General features: G+C 47.0%; 12 protein-coding genes. 2 read left to right on the plus strand and 10 right to left on the minus strand.

Features of this window, described 5'->3' with window-relative positions:
• Nucleotides 1–305: 305 nt before the first annotated feature.
• Nucleotides 306–632, minus strand: a complete 327-nt coding sequence (locus tag ACGHM3_RS21945; protein WP_345421783.1) for a hypothetical protein — start codon at nucleotides 630–632, stop codon at nucleotides 306–308.
• A gap of 283 nt (nucleotides 633–915) precedes the next feature.
• On the opposite strand from ACGHM3_RS21945, the gene tmpT reads away from it, so the two are divergent.
• Nucleotides 916–1,551 carry a thiopurine S-methyltransferase gene (gene tmpT, locus ACGHM3_RS21950; protein WP_345421786.1) on the plus strand — a complete coding sequence of 212 codons (636 nt, stop codon included), beginning with the start codon at nucleotides 916–918 and terminating at the stop codon, nucleotides 1,549–1,551.
• Between the two features lie 82 nt (nucleotides 1,552–1,633).
• On the opposite strand, the gene ACGHM3_RS21955 is transcribed toward tmpT, so the two are convergent.
• The 9 genes from ACGHM3_RS21955 to ACGHM3_RS21995 all read right to left on the minus strand — a co-directional run bounded on the left by ACGHM3_RS21955 (nucleotide 1,634) and on the right by ACGHM3_RS21995 (nucleotide 14,785).
• Nucleotides 1,634–2,233 carry a transglutaminase-like cysteine peptidase gene (locus tag ACGHM3_RS21955; RefSeq protein ID WP_345421789.1) on the minus strand — a complete coding sequence of 200 codons (600 nt, stop codon included), beginning with the start codon at nucleotides 2,231–2,233 and terminating at the stop codon, nucleotides 1,634–1,636.
• Between the two features lie 118 nt (nucleotides 2,234–2,351).
• Complete coding sequence (locus ACGHM3_RS21960) at nucleotides 2,352–4,277, minus strand: LapD/MoxY N-terminal periplasmic domain-containing protein (RefSeq protein ID WP_345421793.1); 1,926 nt, start codon at nucleotides 4,275–4,277, stop codon at nucleotides 2,352–2,354.
• Nucleotides 4,264–5,559, minus strand: a complete 1,296-nt coding sequence (locus tag ACGHM3_RS21965; protein WP_345421796.1) for a HAMP domain-containing sensor histidine kinase — start codon at nucleotides 5,557–5,559, stop codon at nucleotides 4,264–4,266. The genes ACGHM3_RS21960 and ACGHM3_RS21965 overlap by 14 nt, the downstream gene beginning before the upstream one ends.
• Nucleotides 5,560–5,567: 8 nt before the next feature.
• Complete coding sequence (locus tag ACGHM3_RS21970) at nucleotides 5,568–7,088, minus strand: DUF3369 domain-containing protein (protein WP_345421935.1); 1,521 nt, start codon at nucleotides 7,086–7,088, stop codon at nucleotides 5,568–5,570.
• 18 nt (nucleotides 7,089–7,106) lie between these two features.
• A complete protein-coding gene (locus ACGHM3_RS21975) occupies nucleotides 7,107–8,705 on the minus strand; it encodes a sensor histidine kinase (RefSeq protein ID WP_390517661.1) in 1,599 nt (532 codons plus the stop codon).
• Nucleotides 8,706–8,757: 52 nt separating this feature from the next.
• On the minus strand, nucleotides 8,758–9,354 hold the full coding sequence (locus ACGHM3_RS21980) for a response regulator transcription factor (protein WP_345421802.1): 597 nt from the start codon (nucleotides 9,352–9,354) through the stop codon (nucleotides 8,758–8,760).
• 2 nt (nucleotides 9,355–9,356) lie between these two features.
• Nucleotides 9,357–10,706, minus strand: coding sequence for an HlyD family type I secretion periplasmic adaptor subunit (locus ACGHM3_RS21985; RefSeq protein ID WP_345421806.1), 1,350 nt, complete (start codon nucleotides 10,704–10,706; stop codon nucleotides 9,357–9,359).
• Nucleotides 10,693–12,867 carry a type I secretion system permease/ATPase gene (locus ACGHM3_RS21990; protein ID WP_345421809.1) on the minus strand — a complete coding sequence of 725 codons (2,175 nt, stop codon included), beginning with the start codon at nucleotides 12,865–12,867 and terminating at the stop codon, nucleotides 10,693–10,695. Before ACGHM3_RS21990 ends, ACGHM3_RS21985 begins: the two co-directional genes overlap by 14 nt.
• A 25-nt stretch (nucleotides 12,868–12,892) precedes the next feature.
• On the minus strand, nucleotides 12,893–14,785 hold the full coding sequence (locus tag ACGHM3_RS21995; RefSeq protein WP_345421812.1) for a TolC family protein: 1,893 nt from the start codon (nucleotides 14,783–14,785) through the stop codon (nucleotides 12,893–12,895).
• A 23-nt stretch (nucleotides 14,786–14,808) separates the two neighbouring features.
• On the opposite strand from ACGHM3_RS21995, the gene ACGHM3_RS22000 reads away from it, so the two are divergent.
• Complete coding sequence (locus tag ACGHM3_RS22000; RefSeq protein WP_345421815.1) at nucleotides 14,809–14,961, plus strand: hypothetical protein; 153 nt, start codon at nucleotides 14,809–14,811, stop codon at nucleotides 14,959–14,961.
• The last annotated feature ends 14 nt before the right edge of the window (nucleotides 14,962–14,975 follow it).

Here is a 14,975-nt window from a genome sequence, read left to right on the forward strand (position 1 = left end):
AATAGAGTCGGCCCGCACCGGATATTCAACGATTGTTGAATAAACTCCAGGCTAGAGGACTCAAACACCGTTTGCAAGCAACGCGACGTTACAGCCGCGATTTTGGCGCGTTAAATAGAAAACTATTCAGCATTGTATTTATTTGAGATAACAGGGGCAGTGGTAATAAGTTTTCTGAAGAAAAACCAGCGCTAGGGCGTTGAAGCCGCAACAGCAAAAAGAGCGCAACATCAACCCCAGCGCAATGAATTGGCTGTTTTAAAATGAGCCCGGCATTAGCTCAAAGCCGCGCTCAGTTCAAGCCACTAACGGTTGTTTTCAGCGCCATTTATTCGATTTTTAATGCTGCGAACTTCGGCTACGTCACCCAAGAACTTAATAACGGCGTCTTTTTCTTCTGTGGTTAAGTCTTTTTCTAGCAGATCCAACTTACTGATGACCACTTCCAACGCCTCGGATAAGCGACCAATTTGCTTACCGTAACTGCCTACCTTTTCCAACACCTCCTGTTCAATCTCCGGGTTAGAGGAGGAGCCGAGATTTATATTGAAGAAGCTGAATCCCCAATTGGGCAAAATGGATTGTGATAAATTGGACGGTGCTAGCTGAAGCGGAATACTGACGTTGCTCATAGGAAAACCTCCATGGAATACTCTATGCAGTGATTGTGTCGTTACGGTCGCTCTACCGTGGGCAGTAAAAATTCTCAAAATAACTGCAAGTAGAGACAATGCTATAAAAACAGCCGTTAGAAAACTATCTTAAAAAGATGGTTGGCAATGTGAATCTTGAAAAAGCAAAAGCTCCCGCCTTTAATCTCTTTCAATAAAACCAGCTGAAAGGCACTTGACCAGGGCCCTGGCGTAACCTGTATGCTTACAGGCTTATATTAGTGTATTAGAGGAAGAAGGTATTATGGAAGCGGATTTTTGGCACCAACGCTGGCAAACGAATGAAATTGGCTTCCACGAAGCCGTGCCCAACCCCATGCTTACTCAGTACTTGGGGCGCCTGCCCATTGCCCCTGGAGATACCGTACTGGTACCACTGTGTGGTAAATCTCACGATTTAACCTGGTTAACCCAGCAAGGTTACCAAGTGGTCGGTATAGAGCTTAGCAAGCTAGCCGTGGAAGCTTACTTTGAACAGATCAACCAAACGCCCGCCATCGACGAGCTGGATAATTTCACTCGCTACAGGGGCGAGCAGATTACTATTTACGTTGGTAATTTTTTTGATGTTACGGCGGATATTGTCGGCACAATAAACGCAATCTACGACCGAGCGGCGCTAGTGGCGATGCCTCGCGACATGAGAAAGGAATACGCCAAGCACCTTTTAGCCATATCGGCTAAAGCGCCAAAGCTGTTGGTAACCTTTGAATACGACCAATCCATCATGGATGGGCCGCCCTTTTCGCTCAGTGAGCAAGAGGTGCGCGAGCACTACGATAGCCACTACGACATAACCCGAGCCTTTGAACAAACGGTGCCCGGTAAACTGAGAGGCACTGAAGCCAAAGAAAGTGTTTGGGTCGCTTTACCCTTGTAAGCGGCGTTACTAGGCAAAATAAAGCGAGTTTTTGTTAGGTGGTAAGAGGACTTGCTACAGGGGTTAACAGTGTGGGCTGCCGTTACCCCAGGGTAATTCCTTCTAGCTCGAGCTTACGGAAGACGTTACGCCAGCGAGATAGCTTAGCGGTAGAAGAACCTGAGGCCTTTTGATTACCGGGGCCCCATAACCCTTGGCTGTTAAAGCTAAACACAGGGGTGAGATCGGTACGATCGCGGGCAGGCAGTACTTCATCTACTAGGCTATCCAAAATCAGAGGCTGAGACGCACCGGGGTGGAAGTAGCCTAGCACCATGTGGGCCTGGGTTACCGAGCTACGGCGGCCACCGATTTTGGCCTTTACGTAAATAAGCCGTAGATTCTCTTCCGGCACGCCCGATTTCATCAGCAGTATGTATTTGGCAATGGCATAGTCTTCACAATCACCCTGCCCTCGGCCCAGTAGCTCGGCAGGGCTCGCCCAGTAGTCGCTCTCTTTCCAAACCACATCATCCACTTCGTAGGTCACTACGGAGTTTACATAGGCATTGACGCTTTTAATTACTTGCAAACGTTGGGCTTGCTTCGCATCCGCCAGCACTTTATCCAGTTGCTTGCGGTTATCTGCGCTGTTTTTACCACCAAAACTCGCCACGGACTGCCAAAATTTGTCCAAATTCATGGTAACCGTGGCTGAGCTTACAAAAAAGGAGGCGCCGCAAATGAGCAAAACAGCACAAGCTGATTTAGGCAGCAACGGGAACGCCTTGCACTGAGTAACCGATGTATTCATATCTCGGTTACAGTGCCTTGTACTTTTCGCGAGCTAGGCCATCAAACCCAATTTCGAAGAGTAGTTTTTCACCGTCTGCGCCAATAAATCCATTGGCGTACACTTTCATTCCCAAGGAGTGGGCCAAATCCGCAATACCACGCAAATACGCTTGGTTGGTGGGGTTGTTAAGTACATCGTGGACGAAGGCGTTGTCGATGCTGATGTAGTCTAAGCCGAGTTCGTGAACATCGGTTATTTGGGAAAAGCTTTCCCCTACTCGGCTTAAGCCAATTTTTACCCCGTAGGGCCGAACACTCTCTACAAAATGAACGAACTCGTCTTTGCGACCAGTGACAGCGCTCTCGCGGCAATCGAACAACAACCGCGAAGCATAGGCACTGTTAGATTTTAGTAGATCAACAATTTGCTTTACTGAATCAACACTGGCAAACGTAGAAGCGTACAGCGGTACGGCAAGCTTGACATCCCCACTGGAGATATCCAGTGCGCTAATAGCACGGCGAATTAACGCTAAATCTAAATGGCGCAGACGATTGGTACGCCTCGCAAATGCAGTGAGCGCTTCTAAGCCACAGTCGCTTTCATTTAGCCGGATTTCGGCAGAAACCAGTGAAAAAAGCTTTTTGTCACCGGCATCTTTTACATCGCAAAACTGAATGCTAGAACCCGAGCCAACATTGTCGATAAAGTCGCTGCAGATCTGTGCCAGGTTGTCGTCGCTGACGCTACTTTGGAAACCGTCGATGACGAATTCGCTTTCATCGTCACTTTCCGTGGCGTTATAGAGGGCATCGTCTAATCGATCAAACAGCTCGTGGCTGGCCTCATTATTACGTACATAGGTTGCTGCTGAAGCGACGTCCAGTTGGACATCGCCCCGGGTTTTTATATCGCTGGCGGTAAGTGCCTCTAGGAAATTCGAACGAATATAATTAATCTGATCGCACCCGGATACCAACACGGCTACGTCTGTCTCGTTGATGCGAGCCATTCGACACTCGGTGTACAGGCTGTTCTTTTTAACGTAGTAGTCACTGAGCCACTGCGCAAACTGTTTCATTACCACATTCTGGTCGTCCTTGGGCATACTCAAAAAATCGCCACTCATTAGCTTTACACTATGCATAATAAAGACGTTGGCTTCGTACTCTTGGTAAGAATGCATCTGTGATTCTAGGATAGAGAAAAAGGCATTAATGTTAGGTAGCCCGGTAATTGGATCGTGGCGATTGCGATAGCGAGTGTCTTCTAAGCGGCGATTATTTTCTAACACCAGTGCTTTAAACCGATTGGCTAGGCTGTTCATGGCTTCCACCACGCGAGCGAAATCGGAAGTCCAAGGTGTTTCAATGGTTATGAATCGCCGATCTGAAAAACAATTGGCTTGGTAGACGATTCTGTCTAGAGGGCGTAACACAATTTTTAGAAGGATAGAACCAATAGCACCGATGACTAGTGCTAAAATTAGCACGCACAGTGTGAAGTATTTAATTTTCCCCCAGAGTATTTCGGTGGCATATTCTGCCTGGCTCTCTAGGTGAACAGTGCCGAATTGAGACCAACCATCGCTCACCTGCGCCACACCGGGTGCCACTTCAAAATGGCCAAAACGCATAAACCAACTGGGAACATTGGTTTCGTATTCAGAGCCCCTTAACACGACAATATCGTTGTCGTCTTCATCGGCCAGACGAATGATGGAATAATGGCCGGAGTCAAATTTAGCAGCAATCAACAGCTCAAGGTTAGATACCGATTTCTCGGATTGCGTCAGCACCAACGCCAAGCCATTGGCGTTATCGACATTCTTTAGATAGAGCTGCTCACCTAAGCTGTCTTTAATGGCGTCAACGATTAAAATAAAACAAATACCACTGTTGAGAAAAATAATCAGAACAATGGATATCCAAAGTTGTTTATTGAGCGTCATGAGAATCTATTAGGCAAACGTCGGCAATGGCTAATGGCAATGTAACGGTGAATGTGGTACCCACTCCGGCTTCTGTTTCTAAGACAATTTGTCCCTGTAGTTTGTTTTCTAACAGCGATTTAACAATCGCTAGGCCCAGGCCGCTGCCCCCCTTATCCCTACGAGTGGTGAAATAAGGTTGGAATACTGCGCGCTGAATAGACGCTGGAATACCCGCGCCGTTATCCACCACTTTCAATACCGCGGTGTCTGACTGATCACCAGCATCTAGGTGTATTTTTATTAACGGCTCTGGCGTGTCCGGAAAGGCGTGAACAGAGGCATTAAAGATCAAGTTAGTAACAACCTGAATAATGGCCCCTTGGAAAGAATTCATAAAGAATCCGTTTTTATCGCTAAATTCGGTTTCTATCTTAACGCCCTGTCCCTTTAAGTAAGGCCGAGTGCTGGACAGAACTTTATCCAACAAATCGATTAAATTGAAGGACGCTAAGCGGTCTGAACTTTGGCTAACGGCACTGCCTTTAAAATCTTTAATAAGCCCAACGGCACGGTCCAAATTAAAATCCAGCATATTACAGACGTCATCTACCTCTTCCATAAACTCCACCAAAGAGTCTTCGGTAAGCGCGCCTTCTTTGTAGTCTGTCTCTAGCGCTTTAGTGGCCTCTTTAAGGTGGGATACAGCGGTGACTGAAATACCCAGGGGCGTATTGACCTCATGAGTGACGCTGGCCACCATCTTGCCCAGCTCAATAAAGCGCTCAGCCTCTACAGTTTCATCGTCCACCGGCAATTCGCGTTTTTGCAGGGCTACCATAAGATTCTGATCACTGAGGATCAGCGCGATATTGTTTAGGTCCTCAAGATCGGGTTGCTTTGCCTCCTTCCAGGCCAAAAGCACCGCATATACTTGACCATCCAGCTCGTTTTTCAGCCCGCAAGTGGCTACGGTTCCGAAGTTGGCGCCGCTATCTCCAGTACTATCTCCAGTACTATCTCCGGCATTTTGGCTCGGGTTCTCGACTCGCCACTGATCCTCAGCAAAATAATTCACATAACTGTCTTTGAATATCTGAAAATTGATCAGTTCGTGCTCAGAATATTCAAAATTGAGATATTCATTAAAAATATAGTCACTACCTATTCGGCCACAGAAAACAAAATAATCTGCACCAGAAAAGGTTTTCACCATACTGCGGATCACGTCCCGGCGGGACGTCACCGAAGGCATTGCCGCGTAGGAGGTAGAAATTGCGTGTAAAATGCTGGAGATTGTCATGTTGTAGCCTATGCCTCCGGATCCAGGTAGTGCCCCCGCGCGCTCCAAAGAGCATCAAAGTTCTCGACAATGGCGTCGACCAACTTCGGCTCAAACTGACCTCCCTTTTCTTTTACAAATTCAGCTTTAATGTCGTCTTTGTCCCAAGACTCCTTATAAGCTCGTTTTGAAGCTAGAGCGTCAAATACATCCGCAATCGATACAATTCTTGCCGACACCGGAATGTCCTCACCGGCCCAACCGTTGGGATAACCACCCCCGTCCCAGCGTTCGTGGTGAGAAAGGCATATCTCCGCCGCCGTTAGCAATGTTGGCTTGGTGGATTTGGAGAGTATCTGGTGTCCAGCCTCGGTATGGGTTTTCATAACCTCGCGCTCCTCGTCAGTAAGTGCGCCTGGCTTTAGTAGGAGGTCATCTGGCAGGGTAATCTCACCGAAATCGTGCAAAGGCGCAGCCGCTTTAATGCGCAGAGCGTCCAAATCGCATAAACCGTAAAGCTTAGAGACTTCGTAGGCCAGAGTAGACACACGCTTGATGTGATTAATGGTTTCTTTGTTTTTCTTAATTACTGCACTGACGAGTAGCTGAACAAACTCTTCTTGCGTTTCTACCAGCTCTTCGCTGAGTTTGAGCTTGTCGTAGGTTAAAGAGATATTAATGCAGTAAATCCCTAACAGCTCCTGCTGGCTTTCTGTTAGCTCTTGTGTGGCATCAAGGTAGAGCAAACATTCGTTATCTCGGTCGGAGCGAGTGTAGAATACATACTGATTATCTTCGCTGATATTCTCCTGACCTTGGTAGGCGCGCTCCATGATTGGCTGGATTCGATCAGGGATATCGGCCATGGTTGTGCAATCGCGCATGGCACCGGTGGCAGCTAAAATTGCGCCCTGATTAAAATCACGGCTGGCCTGTGCGTTAGAATAAAATACGGCGTCGCTGTCAATCTTTAAGAAATCCATTGTTTCTTTCAAAGCGACAGATGAAAATTCCGTTAGAGAATTGGATTTCAGCACCTTAGAAACACTGGCCAATATGTGTTTTAGGCCAGCCTTATGGCTCTCAATGGTTTCGATATCCACAAACGAGCGCAAACCGGCGTACATCAGAGTCTTCAGCTTCTGACTAGTAAGCTCGGTTTTCTCTTTGTAGTCGTTGATGTCATAACGCTCGATAATATCGTGCTCTGGCGCCTGGCCAGGCTGACCCGTCCTTAATATCAAGCGACATAAGCTGTTATCGAGATCGTTACGTACAAAATGAATCAGATCTAACCCCGCGTGATCCGTCTCCATAACAACATCCACCAACGCCAGCGCTATTCGGGGATTATCACGAAATATTTGCTGGGCTTCTTCACCGGAATAGGCATGCAGGAACTTAATTTTTCGGCCGTTAAACCGAAATCGCTTAAGCGTTAGCTCAGTTACTTTATGCACTTCGGTCTCATCATCAACAATCAAGACCTTTAGCGGTTCTTCTTCCGGCGCCGCTGCTTCGCCACCTTTATCGTCATTTGCAAATAACATGTTCACAATAATTCTCCGCTATAAATCTTTTAATTCAAATGAGATCCATAATCCTTCCCCCTCAGAACCCCCATAATAGAGGTTACTTTTTAACTTCCCTTTTACTAGGTTGTGTACAATGGTTAAGCCCAGCCCTACATTACCGCCGCCTCTATTAGTGGTATAAAATGGCTCGAACATTCTTTTTTGCTGGTCTTTAGTAACACCTGGGCCGTTATCAGAAAATCGTAAATAAATGGCTTTGTCGTTTTCTTCCGTGGCAATATGGACGATACAGTTTGGCGTCTTGCTTTCGGCGTGAGCTTCTACATTAGCCATGAGCAATGAAAGCACCTTGCTCACCACCGTTGAGTTCGTTTTTACAGCGAGGTCCGACCGCACATCATTCACCACGTTAATAGGAGAATCTGCTCTATTACTGGTATAGTAGTCAATGTAGCCGTCTACAAGTTCTCTGAGGTTCTGGTGGGCTAACTCACCTGCGTCCTCTTGGTTTATAACGGCAATATTCTTAAACTCTGTTACCAGTTTAGCCGTCCGTTTAATATTGTTTTGAATCAGTACACATAATTCTTTCGTGGTATCAAAATAATCTTTTAAGCCATCGGCATCCAGCCGATTGGCATTGAAGTCTTCCTCAGCATCTCGCACCATATCCTTCATATGAGAGACACTGGTTAAACATATACCCAGCGGGGTATTGATCTCGTGCGCCACGCCTGACACCAAACCACTCATAGCGTTAATGGTCTCTGATTCTATAAGCTTTTCCTGCGCTAATTTTAAGCTCTCCAAAGCTATTTCTTTTTCTTTATTGAGCCTGCCTACTCTTACGTTAATATGCCAAAAAACCACGGCCAGGGTACTGGTTATAAAAAAGAACAATGGGATGGCTAGGTATCCATACTTTCGTTCATTAGGGCGGCGCAGCGCTATGGTCCAAATGTTGTCCGCCAGCTCCAGTGTTGAGCGATAGGAGCTGTGGCTGTTTAAAGCGCCGGTACCGTTGTTATAAATAGGTTTTTCATCGTTAAAGCCATTATAGATGGAATAATTGCGGGTTATGTCGTTATCCAGCACTTCTCGGCTGGTATAAACGACATCGATTACGCCCACAATATAACTATTGGTGCGTGGAATATGATGAATGACTAAAGACCCTTGCAGTCGACTGCCTTTAACCAGCGCAGACACCAAGTGGGCATTGGCCAAATCCCCAATGAGGTGTAGCCGTGCTCTGGAATTATTAATCACCTTTTTCTTGTTTTGTAATGGCCGCGCATGATTAATAAACCAGTACTTCATAGAAATTTCTTTATCCGCGGTGCCCGAATCATCCTGGGCATCAACGATCTCTATTTGCCCAAGTGCCGCGATCGCAGGGTTTTGCTCTATTAGGCCACGAGAGAAATCCCGAAATTCAATTTCACTAACGCTGGCAGAAGCTACGTAGAGTTGTACCAGAGTGACTAATGACGAATCGATTTGTGTGAATCGCTCATTGAGGATACTGATGAACTCGTTGGCGGGCTTTTCAAAGCTAATCACCTGATTAGAGCGCACCATTTTATGGTATATGACTACGCCACATGCGGTTGCTAATATGACAATGAGCACACTGATCGTCCAACGCAATCTGGCCTTTTTAGATAGCGAAACCAAAAGCCTGTTACACCGCTGGTTTATTGAAACTACCAAGTTTAAGCAGTAGGTCTACTCGATCTTTGGCTTGGTACTTTCTTAAAATGGACGATACATGCTCTTTAACGGTTCTTACCGAAATGCCGTGTAATTCTGCAATTTCCTCATTGCGTTTGCCCTCTAAGATGCCATTAACCACTTCGGCTTCGCGCTTGGTAAGCTGACCTACTGGCAACTCGTGTCTCTGGTACATGGCTGAGCCTGCCAATGCTTCTATCACATCGCACAATACCGATTCATTAACCCAAAGTCCGCCATTGGCCACCGACCGAGAAACCGCTTCGATTTCAGTCACCGACAAATCGTCAGCACAGTAACCTCGGCTACCGCTCACCAACGCCTGGCACATCTCTCGGTAGCTCTGGTCACTGGAGATAACGACGATATTCTTTGTTGTCGCAGATAGCCGCCGAACAGCGCCCAACCAACCTTGGTGAGAGGTATGCACCCAAAACATGTCATCGGTTTTTGTTTCACAGTTCTCCACCCCAGTGTAAGAGCTGGCGCTTAGGGCTTTAAAACTCTGGCTCAGATCACGGCCATTGTTTACGACCTTGTAGTTCATAGTTATCTCTCAGTAAGTGCCTGCCCGGCTGCTTTTCTTAATGGCCCGATGATGTACTGAAACACCGTTCGCTTACCTGTAATAATGTCCACCTGGGCAACCATGCCTGGGAGAATGTCTATTTTGGACGCTTGGTCTTTTGTGGTTTGAAGGCGCACTATGTAGTAGGTGTTATCTTTTTCGTCGCTCACGGTATCTGCACTGATGTGCGATACCAAGGCTTTCAATCCGCCATAAATGGCAAAGTCGTAGGCCGAAAACTTAAGAATTGCCGGCTGACCTTTCTGTATGAAGGCGATATCCTTGGGCGATATTTTCGCTTCCACAATGAGCTGATCATCATGGGGAATCAGTTCTAACACTGGACTTCCCGGAGTCACCACGCCTCCCACATTGTTCGCCAATATTCTTTGAACCGTGGCTTTCACCGGAGATCTTATTTCCGATTGAGCAACCACATCTTTGAGCCCCGTTTTTACCTCTGTTAGAGCTGCCATTTTTGCGGTGGCTTCGGATAGCTCCTTACGCCATTGATTGATTTGATTTAACCTCGCTTCTTCCTGATTATTTTGTTCTTCTTGAATGGACGACCGAGCTTTATTGATTGAGGATTTGGTTTTATCCAGAGTGGATTGAAGCTCCAGTATGCGCCGATCTATCTCCAAGATGTCTTTGGCGGACACCGCCCCAGATTTAAGTAAAGGCTTGGTGATGGCCAGTTCCTCCTGTGATAGCTCGTACATTTTCTTGGTATTACTGAGCTCGGTCTGGAACGATGAGAGATCGGTTTTTTTCTGCTCTATTCTAGCATCGAAGCGAGTCATCAACTCTGTCAATTCGTCACGGTTGGATTGAAACAGCGCCGTTTGTTGACCTACCGCTGCCTTGGAAGACGACATTAATTCGTCAGGAAACTCTAATGGCACATTAGTGACAAGTGCTTCAAGTCGGCGGATGTTGGCCCATAGAGAGTTGGTTTGAGCGTTATTTTCTTGCAAGCTCGCTATATGCCGGGTGGGGTCTATACGCACTAGGATTTGATCCTTAGCGACAATTTCACCCTCTTCCACCAGAATTTCTTCAACGATGCCGCCATCAAACGCTTGTAACACTTGCAGTTTTTGGAACGGCACCACCTTGCCATTGCCGCGAGCTACCTCATCTATGGAAGCGTGGTACGACCACACAGCAAAGCAGATGAAAATCAACACAATAACGTAGAGAATGGCTTTAGCTTTTAAAGGCTCCTGCTGTACGCGAGCCCATTCCGATTCCAGCACCCAATCGTGGCCGGCAGGCGGAGCCAGCCAGTTGCGAATGATTTTTTGAATAAGTGACCTACGCTCTGCCATTAATCGCCCCTGCGCTTTGTACTTTTGCTAGCTTAGCTAACACAGCATCTCGGTCACCGTCGGCGATGCATCTGCCCTTATCTAATAAAATAATGCGATCAACCAGTTGCAGCAGTGCTTGCCTATGGGTATTAACAATAACCGTTTTTCCCTTTGCCTCCGCCGTTAGCAGTCGGCAAAAGTTAGCCTCTGTAGTAGAGTCCATAAATGATGTAGGCTCATCCAAGATATAGATTTGGGGATTGCGAATAAGGGCGCGGATCAACGCCACGGTTTGCCGTTGCCCGCCAGACATAAGTCCACCGCGCTCGCCAACCAACATATTAATGCCATTGGGGTTATTGTTTACAAAATTGGAGAATCCCAATTGGTCCATTAGCTGCCACAGCTTGTCTTCCGATACTTCTTCGTCAAAGGACGTTAGGTTATCGTGCAACGTGCCGGAAAATAGCGCTATATCTTGTGGAACATACGCCAAGCTGTTACGTAGCGCTGACGGCTCATATTGATTGATATCAATACCGTCAACAGTCACCAAACCAGAGGTTGGCTGATAGGACTTAAGTAATAATTTATTGATGGTGGTTTTGCCAGAGCCGTTATGCCCCAAAATAGCGACCTTCTCGCCTGGCTCAATTCTTAGATTAATATCCTTAAGCGCCTGGTTAGTTTGATCCGGGTATTTAAAAACCACATTTGAAAATTCAATGCTGCCCTTACTGATCGCGTGTTTCGACCACTGCTTTGCTTGTGGGCTTTCGCGCTCTTGCTCAATAAGATTGGAAAGCGTTTTATAGGCAGTAACCGCTTGAAAAAACTGCGCCAACAAACCTGCCACCATAGCCATGGGCCCCATTAATCGCCCCGATAGTAAATAGGCTGCAATCAAGCCTCCCTGGGTTATATAGCCTTCAATAACCAGATACACACCAACGATGATTAGGCACACCCCAACGGTTTGGTGAACCCAGCTGGCCAAGCTGGTGACGCTGGAACTTAGTAGCCGTAATTTGGCATTAACCTTAGCCAAGTAAAGACTCTGCCGCTCCCATTGGTAGCGCATGTGGTTGTGAGTATTAAAAAACTTAATATCATCTATGTGGCTTACCACCTCGGTGAGCAAACCGTTACGACTGGCAGAGATTTCTTTGGATTCATCCGACAACTCGCTCATGGTGCGCTGGGTGTATAACGCGTAACACACAATCACCGAACACCCCACCGCAATGGGAAATACTAAATACGGATGAATCATGGCAATGATTGCGGCAAAGATTAGCGCAAATGGAATATCAATAAAGGCGACAAGCGTAATCGAGTTAGTGAAAGAGCGAATGGATTCTATGGACTGTACATTATTCACAAAGGCCCCCACCGAAAGCGGGCGGTCTTTTAGATGCAGTCCCAACACGGCGCCAAACACCGTCGACGATAACGTAAGCTCAATACGACTGGCGGCCAACTCGACAAAGAAATAACGTAACATTTTTAGCAGCCAGTCAGACAACAAAGCGATGCCCGCGCCTACCGCCAACACCCAGAGCGTTTCTACCGCCGCATTTGGCACAACTCGGTCGTATACATTCATTACAAATAGCGGCAAAGCAAGCGATAATAGACTGATTACCACCGAGGCAATCAATACATCGCGGTACAACGGTACCGCACACTTCAGTGAGTTTTTAAACCAGCCTTTTGCATCGACGTCACCGACCAGGGGCTTTAGCTTTTCCGCCTTACGAGTGGGCCGAACAAAAATAATATATCCCGTATAGCGCTCCTTGAATTCTGCCAGCGGCACTGTTTCTTCGCAGTCTTTTAGCTCTGGATAAATAACAGTAATTTTTTTATTACGAGCATCAAAGCCGGTTAGTACACATGCTTGGTTGTTCTTAAGAATGGCGACGGCGGGTAGCAGCTCGGTATTAATTTCTGATAGCTTTCTAACCACCATTCGGCTGGACATACCCACTTTGGACGCGGCATCTTCGAAACTAATGGGGGTTAATTTGTGGTGTTTCAGCGGCAGGTCATTTAGTACCGCCGTCGAGCACACCGGCACGCTGTACAGGCCACAGACAATCTGTAGGCAGTCCATCAGCGGCCCGCCGGAGTCGGTGCCAGTCGATTTAGCACTCGCGTGCATCACGTTACTATTCATGGCGCGTTTCTATTTCTGGCACTTTCTATTCCTGGTACTGGGGTTGCTTTATTGAGTCTTCACCGGGCAGTAGAACAACAATCGCTTCTATTCTTCTATTTACCTCGTTGGCGGCTTCGTTGCGTTCGTTAATAATCGGTCGTTCCGTGCCCAATCCTAATGATTTGACTCGCTTAGCCGGTACCCCAGTTGCTGCAACTAAATAGTCGGCAACGGCTTTTGCGCGTTGCTCTGACAAAGTTTTATTCCAGTCTGCCGGCCCCTCCAGGGAGGCGTGGCCCTCAATAATGATGCCCGTATCGTCGCGATCCGACAGCGACTGTAATAATGGGTCTAGATGAGAAAGGTTTTCCGGCAAGAACTCATCGGAGTTCTTTTTAAATTGGATTTTTATTTCGACTTTTTCCAATACCGGAAGGGTGGCAAGGTCCACCTCTACTGGGGCGTCCATCACCACCGGCATAGTTGGTATGGCACAGCCGTTTTTGTCTACTTCGGCGCCTACCGGTGTAGATTCGCAATCGTCCCAGAAGTTTTCTATTCCATCGCCATCGTCGTCTGCTTGTAAAACATTGCCATTACTCCATTGCGCATCCATTTCTGTATTTGGGCAAAGTCTGCTTGGCACTCGGGTAATCAACGGCGTTTCCAGTGTGTCAACCAGTGCTTCATCGCCGTTGTCAAAACCCGCCATAAATCGTAATTCACCGGTTACAGCCAACATGCGAAACTGCGCATTTTGCTGACGCGAATAGGCTTGTTTGTAAGCGCGGCTGGCTTCATAGGCTTCGTTTTCAGAATCCAATAAATCTAAAAGGGTTCTGGAACCGATTTTAAATTGATCAGAGTAGGCGGTTTTTACACGCGCAGATGATAGCCGATGCTCGTTTAACGAGGGCAATTGCCGTTCTAGATTTATATTTTCATTGTAAGCCAGCTGTAAATCTTGCCGAACATTTCTGCAGTTAATGTTTCTGTTTTCTAACGTTCGGTTTGCGCTGAATTTAGCGGACTTTCGATTACTGATTTTAAGACCGCCATCGTAGAGGTTATAGGTCAACTCCAGGCCGACCCGGCCCTCGGTACGGTCCTCGGCAATACCCAATTCATTTCCGTCTTGCAGGCCATAGGATGCGATAAAGTCCAGCTTGGGGTAGTTATCGTTTTTTGCTGCGCCACGCGCCTGGCGAAACGCCTGAATATTGTAATAAGCCGCCAGCAGCTGGGGATTTTTTTGCTGTGCCGCTGCGAAACCGATGGCAGTATCCAGTGGCAAGGCGGCTTCGACCTCGTAACTGATGGGTTCTAGATACTCGGCTGGCCAGAGGCCGGTAAGACGCAGGTAACGCGTAGATACATCTTGCAAGTTGGCTTGTTCGGTAATGACATTGGCTTCCGCTAATGATAAGCGCCCGCTGATTTGCTCCAAATCCGCACGGCGACCCACCCCGGCCTCGACACTTTCTTCTATCTGTTTGTAGACGTCCACGTGGGACTGAAGGTTTTCTTTGGCGATTTCCAGTAAGTCTCTGTACAAGAGCACATCGATATAAGCAACCACCACCTGTAACAATGTTGTTTCTAACTGACCTAGGTACTGGAAGTAAGCCGCGCTGTACTCATATTCGCGCTGGCTAATTTGGTATTTCCGGTTGTATCCATCGAACAGCCTTTGCGTTAATCTAACCTCGTATTCGCTGGACGAGAAATCATTACTGGTGATGTCCTCCCGCTCTACCATGGCAGCAGAGCCCCGCAAATCTACCGACGGCCGCAAAGCGGATCTTTCTCGGCGAACGGCCTGCTCCGCAACCTGTAACGCGTGCCACACTTCTTTTATTTCTGGGTTATTAGCCGCGCTGTAAACCAAAATCTGATCCAAAGATGAAGAAGCGCCGGTATCTGTTTGAGCAAACAATTCCCCTGCATAGAAACAAGGAAATGCAACCAGCAAACAGCTCGTTTTTAAAAACTTTTTCATCTAATAAATCACACACACGCAAACAGGAATTAAAAAACGTAAAAAAAGCGGTACATACTAATAAAGCTAGACAGCAAACATACGTTTCGCAAATCAGCGCAGATGAAGAATAAATAGCTATAGAAAT

Origin of the sequence: Halioxenophilus aromaticivorans, from assembly GCF_042850945.1 — a bacterium.
Taxonomy (GTDB): Bacteria; Pseudomonadota; Gammaproteobacteria; order Pseudomonadales; family Cellvibrionaceae; genus Halioxenophilus; species Halioxenophilus aromaticivorans.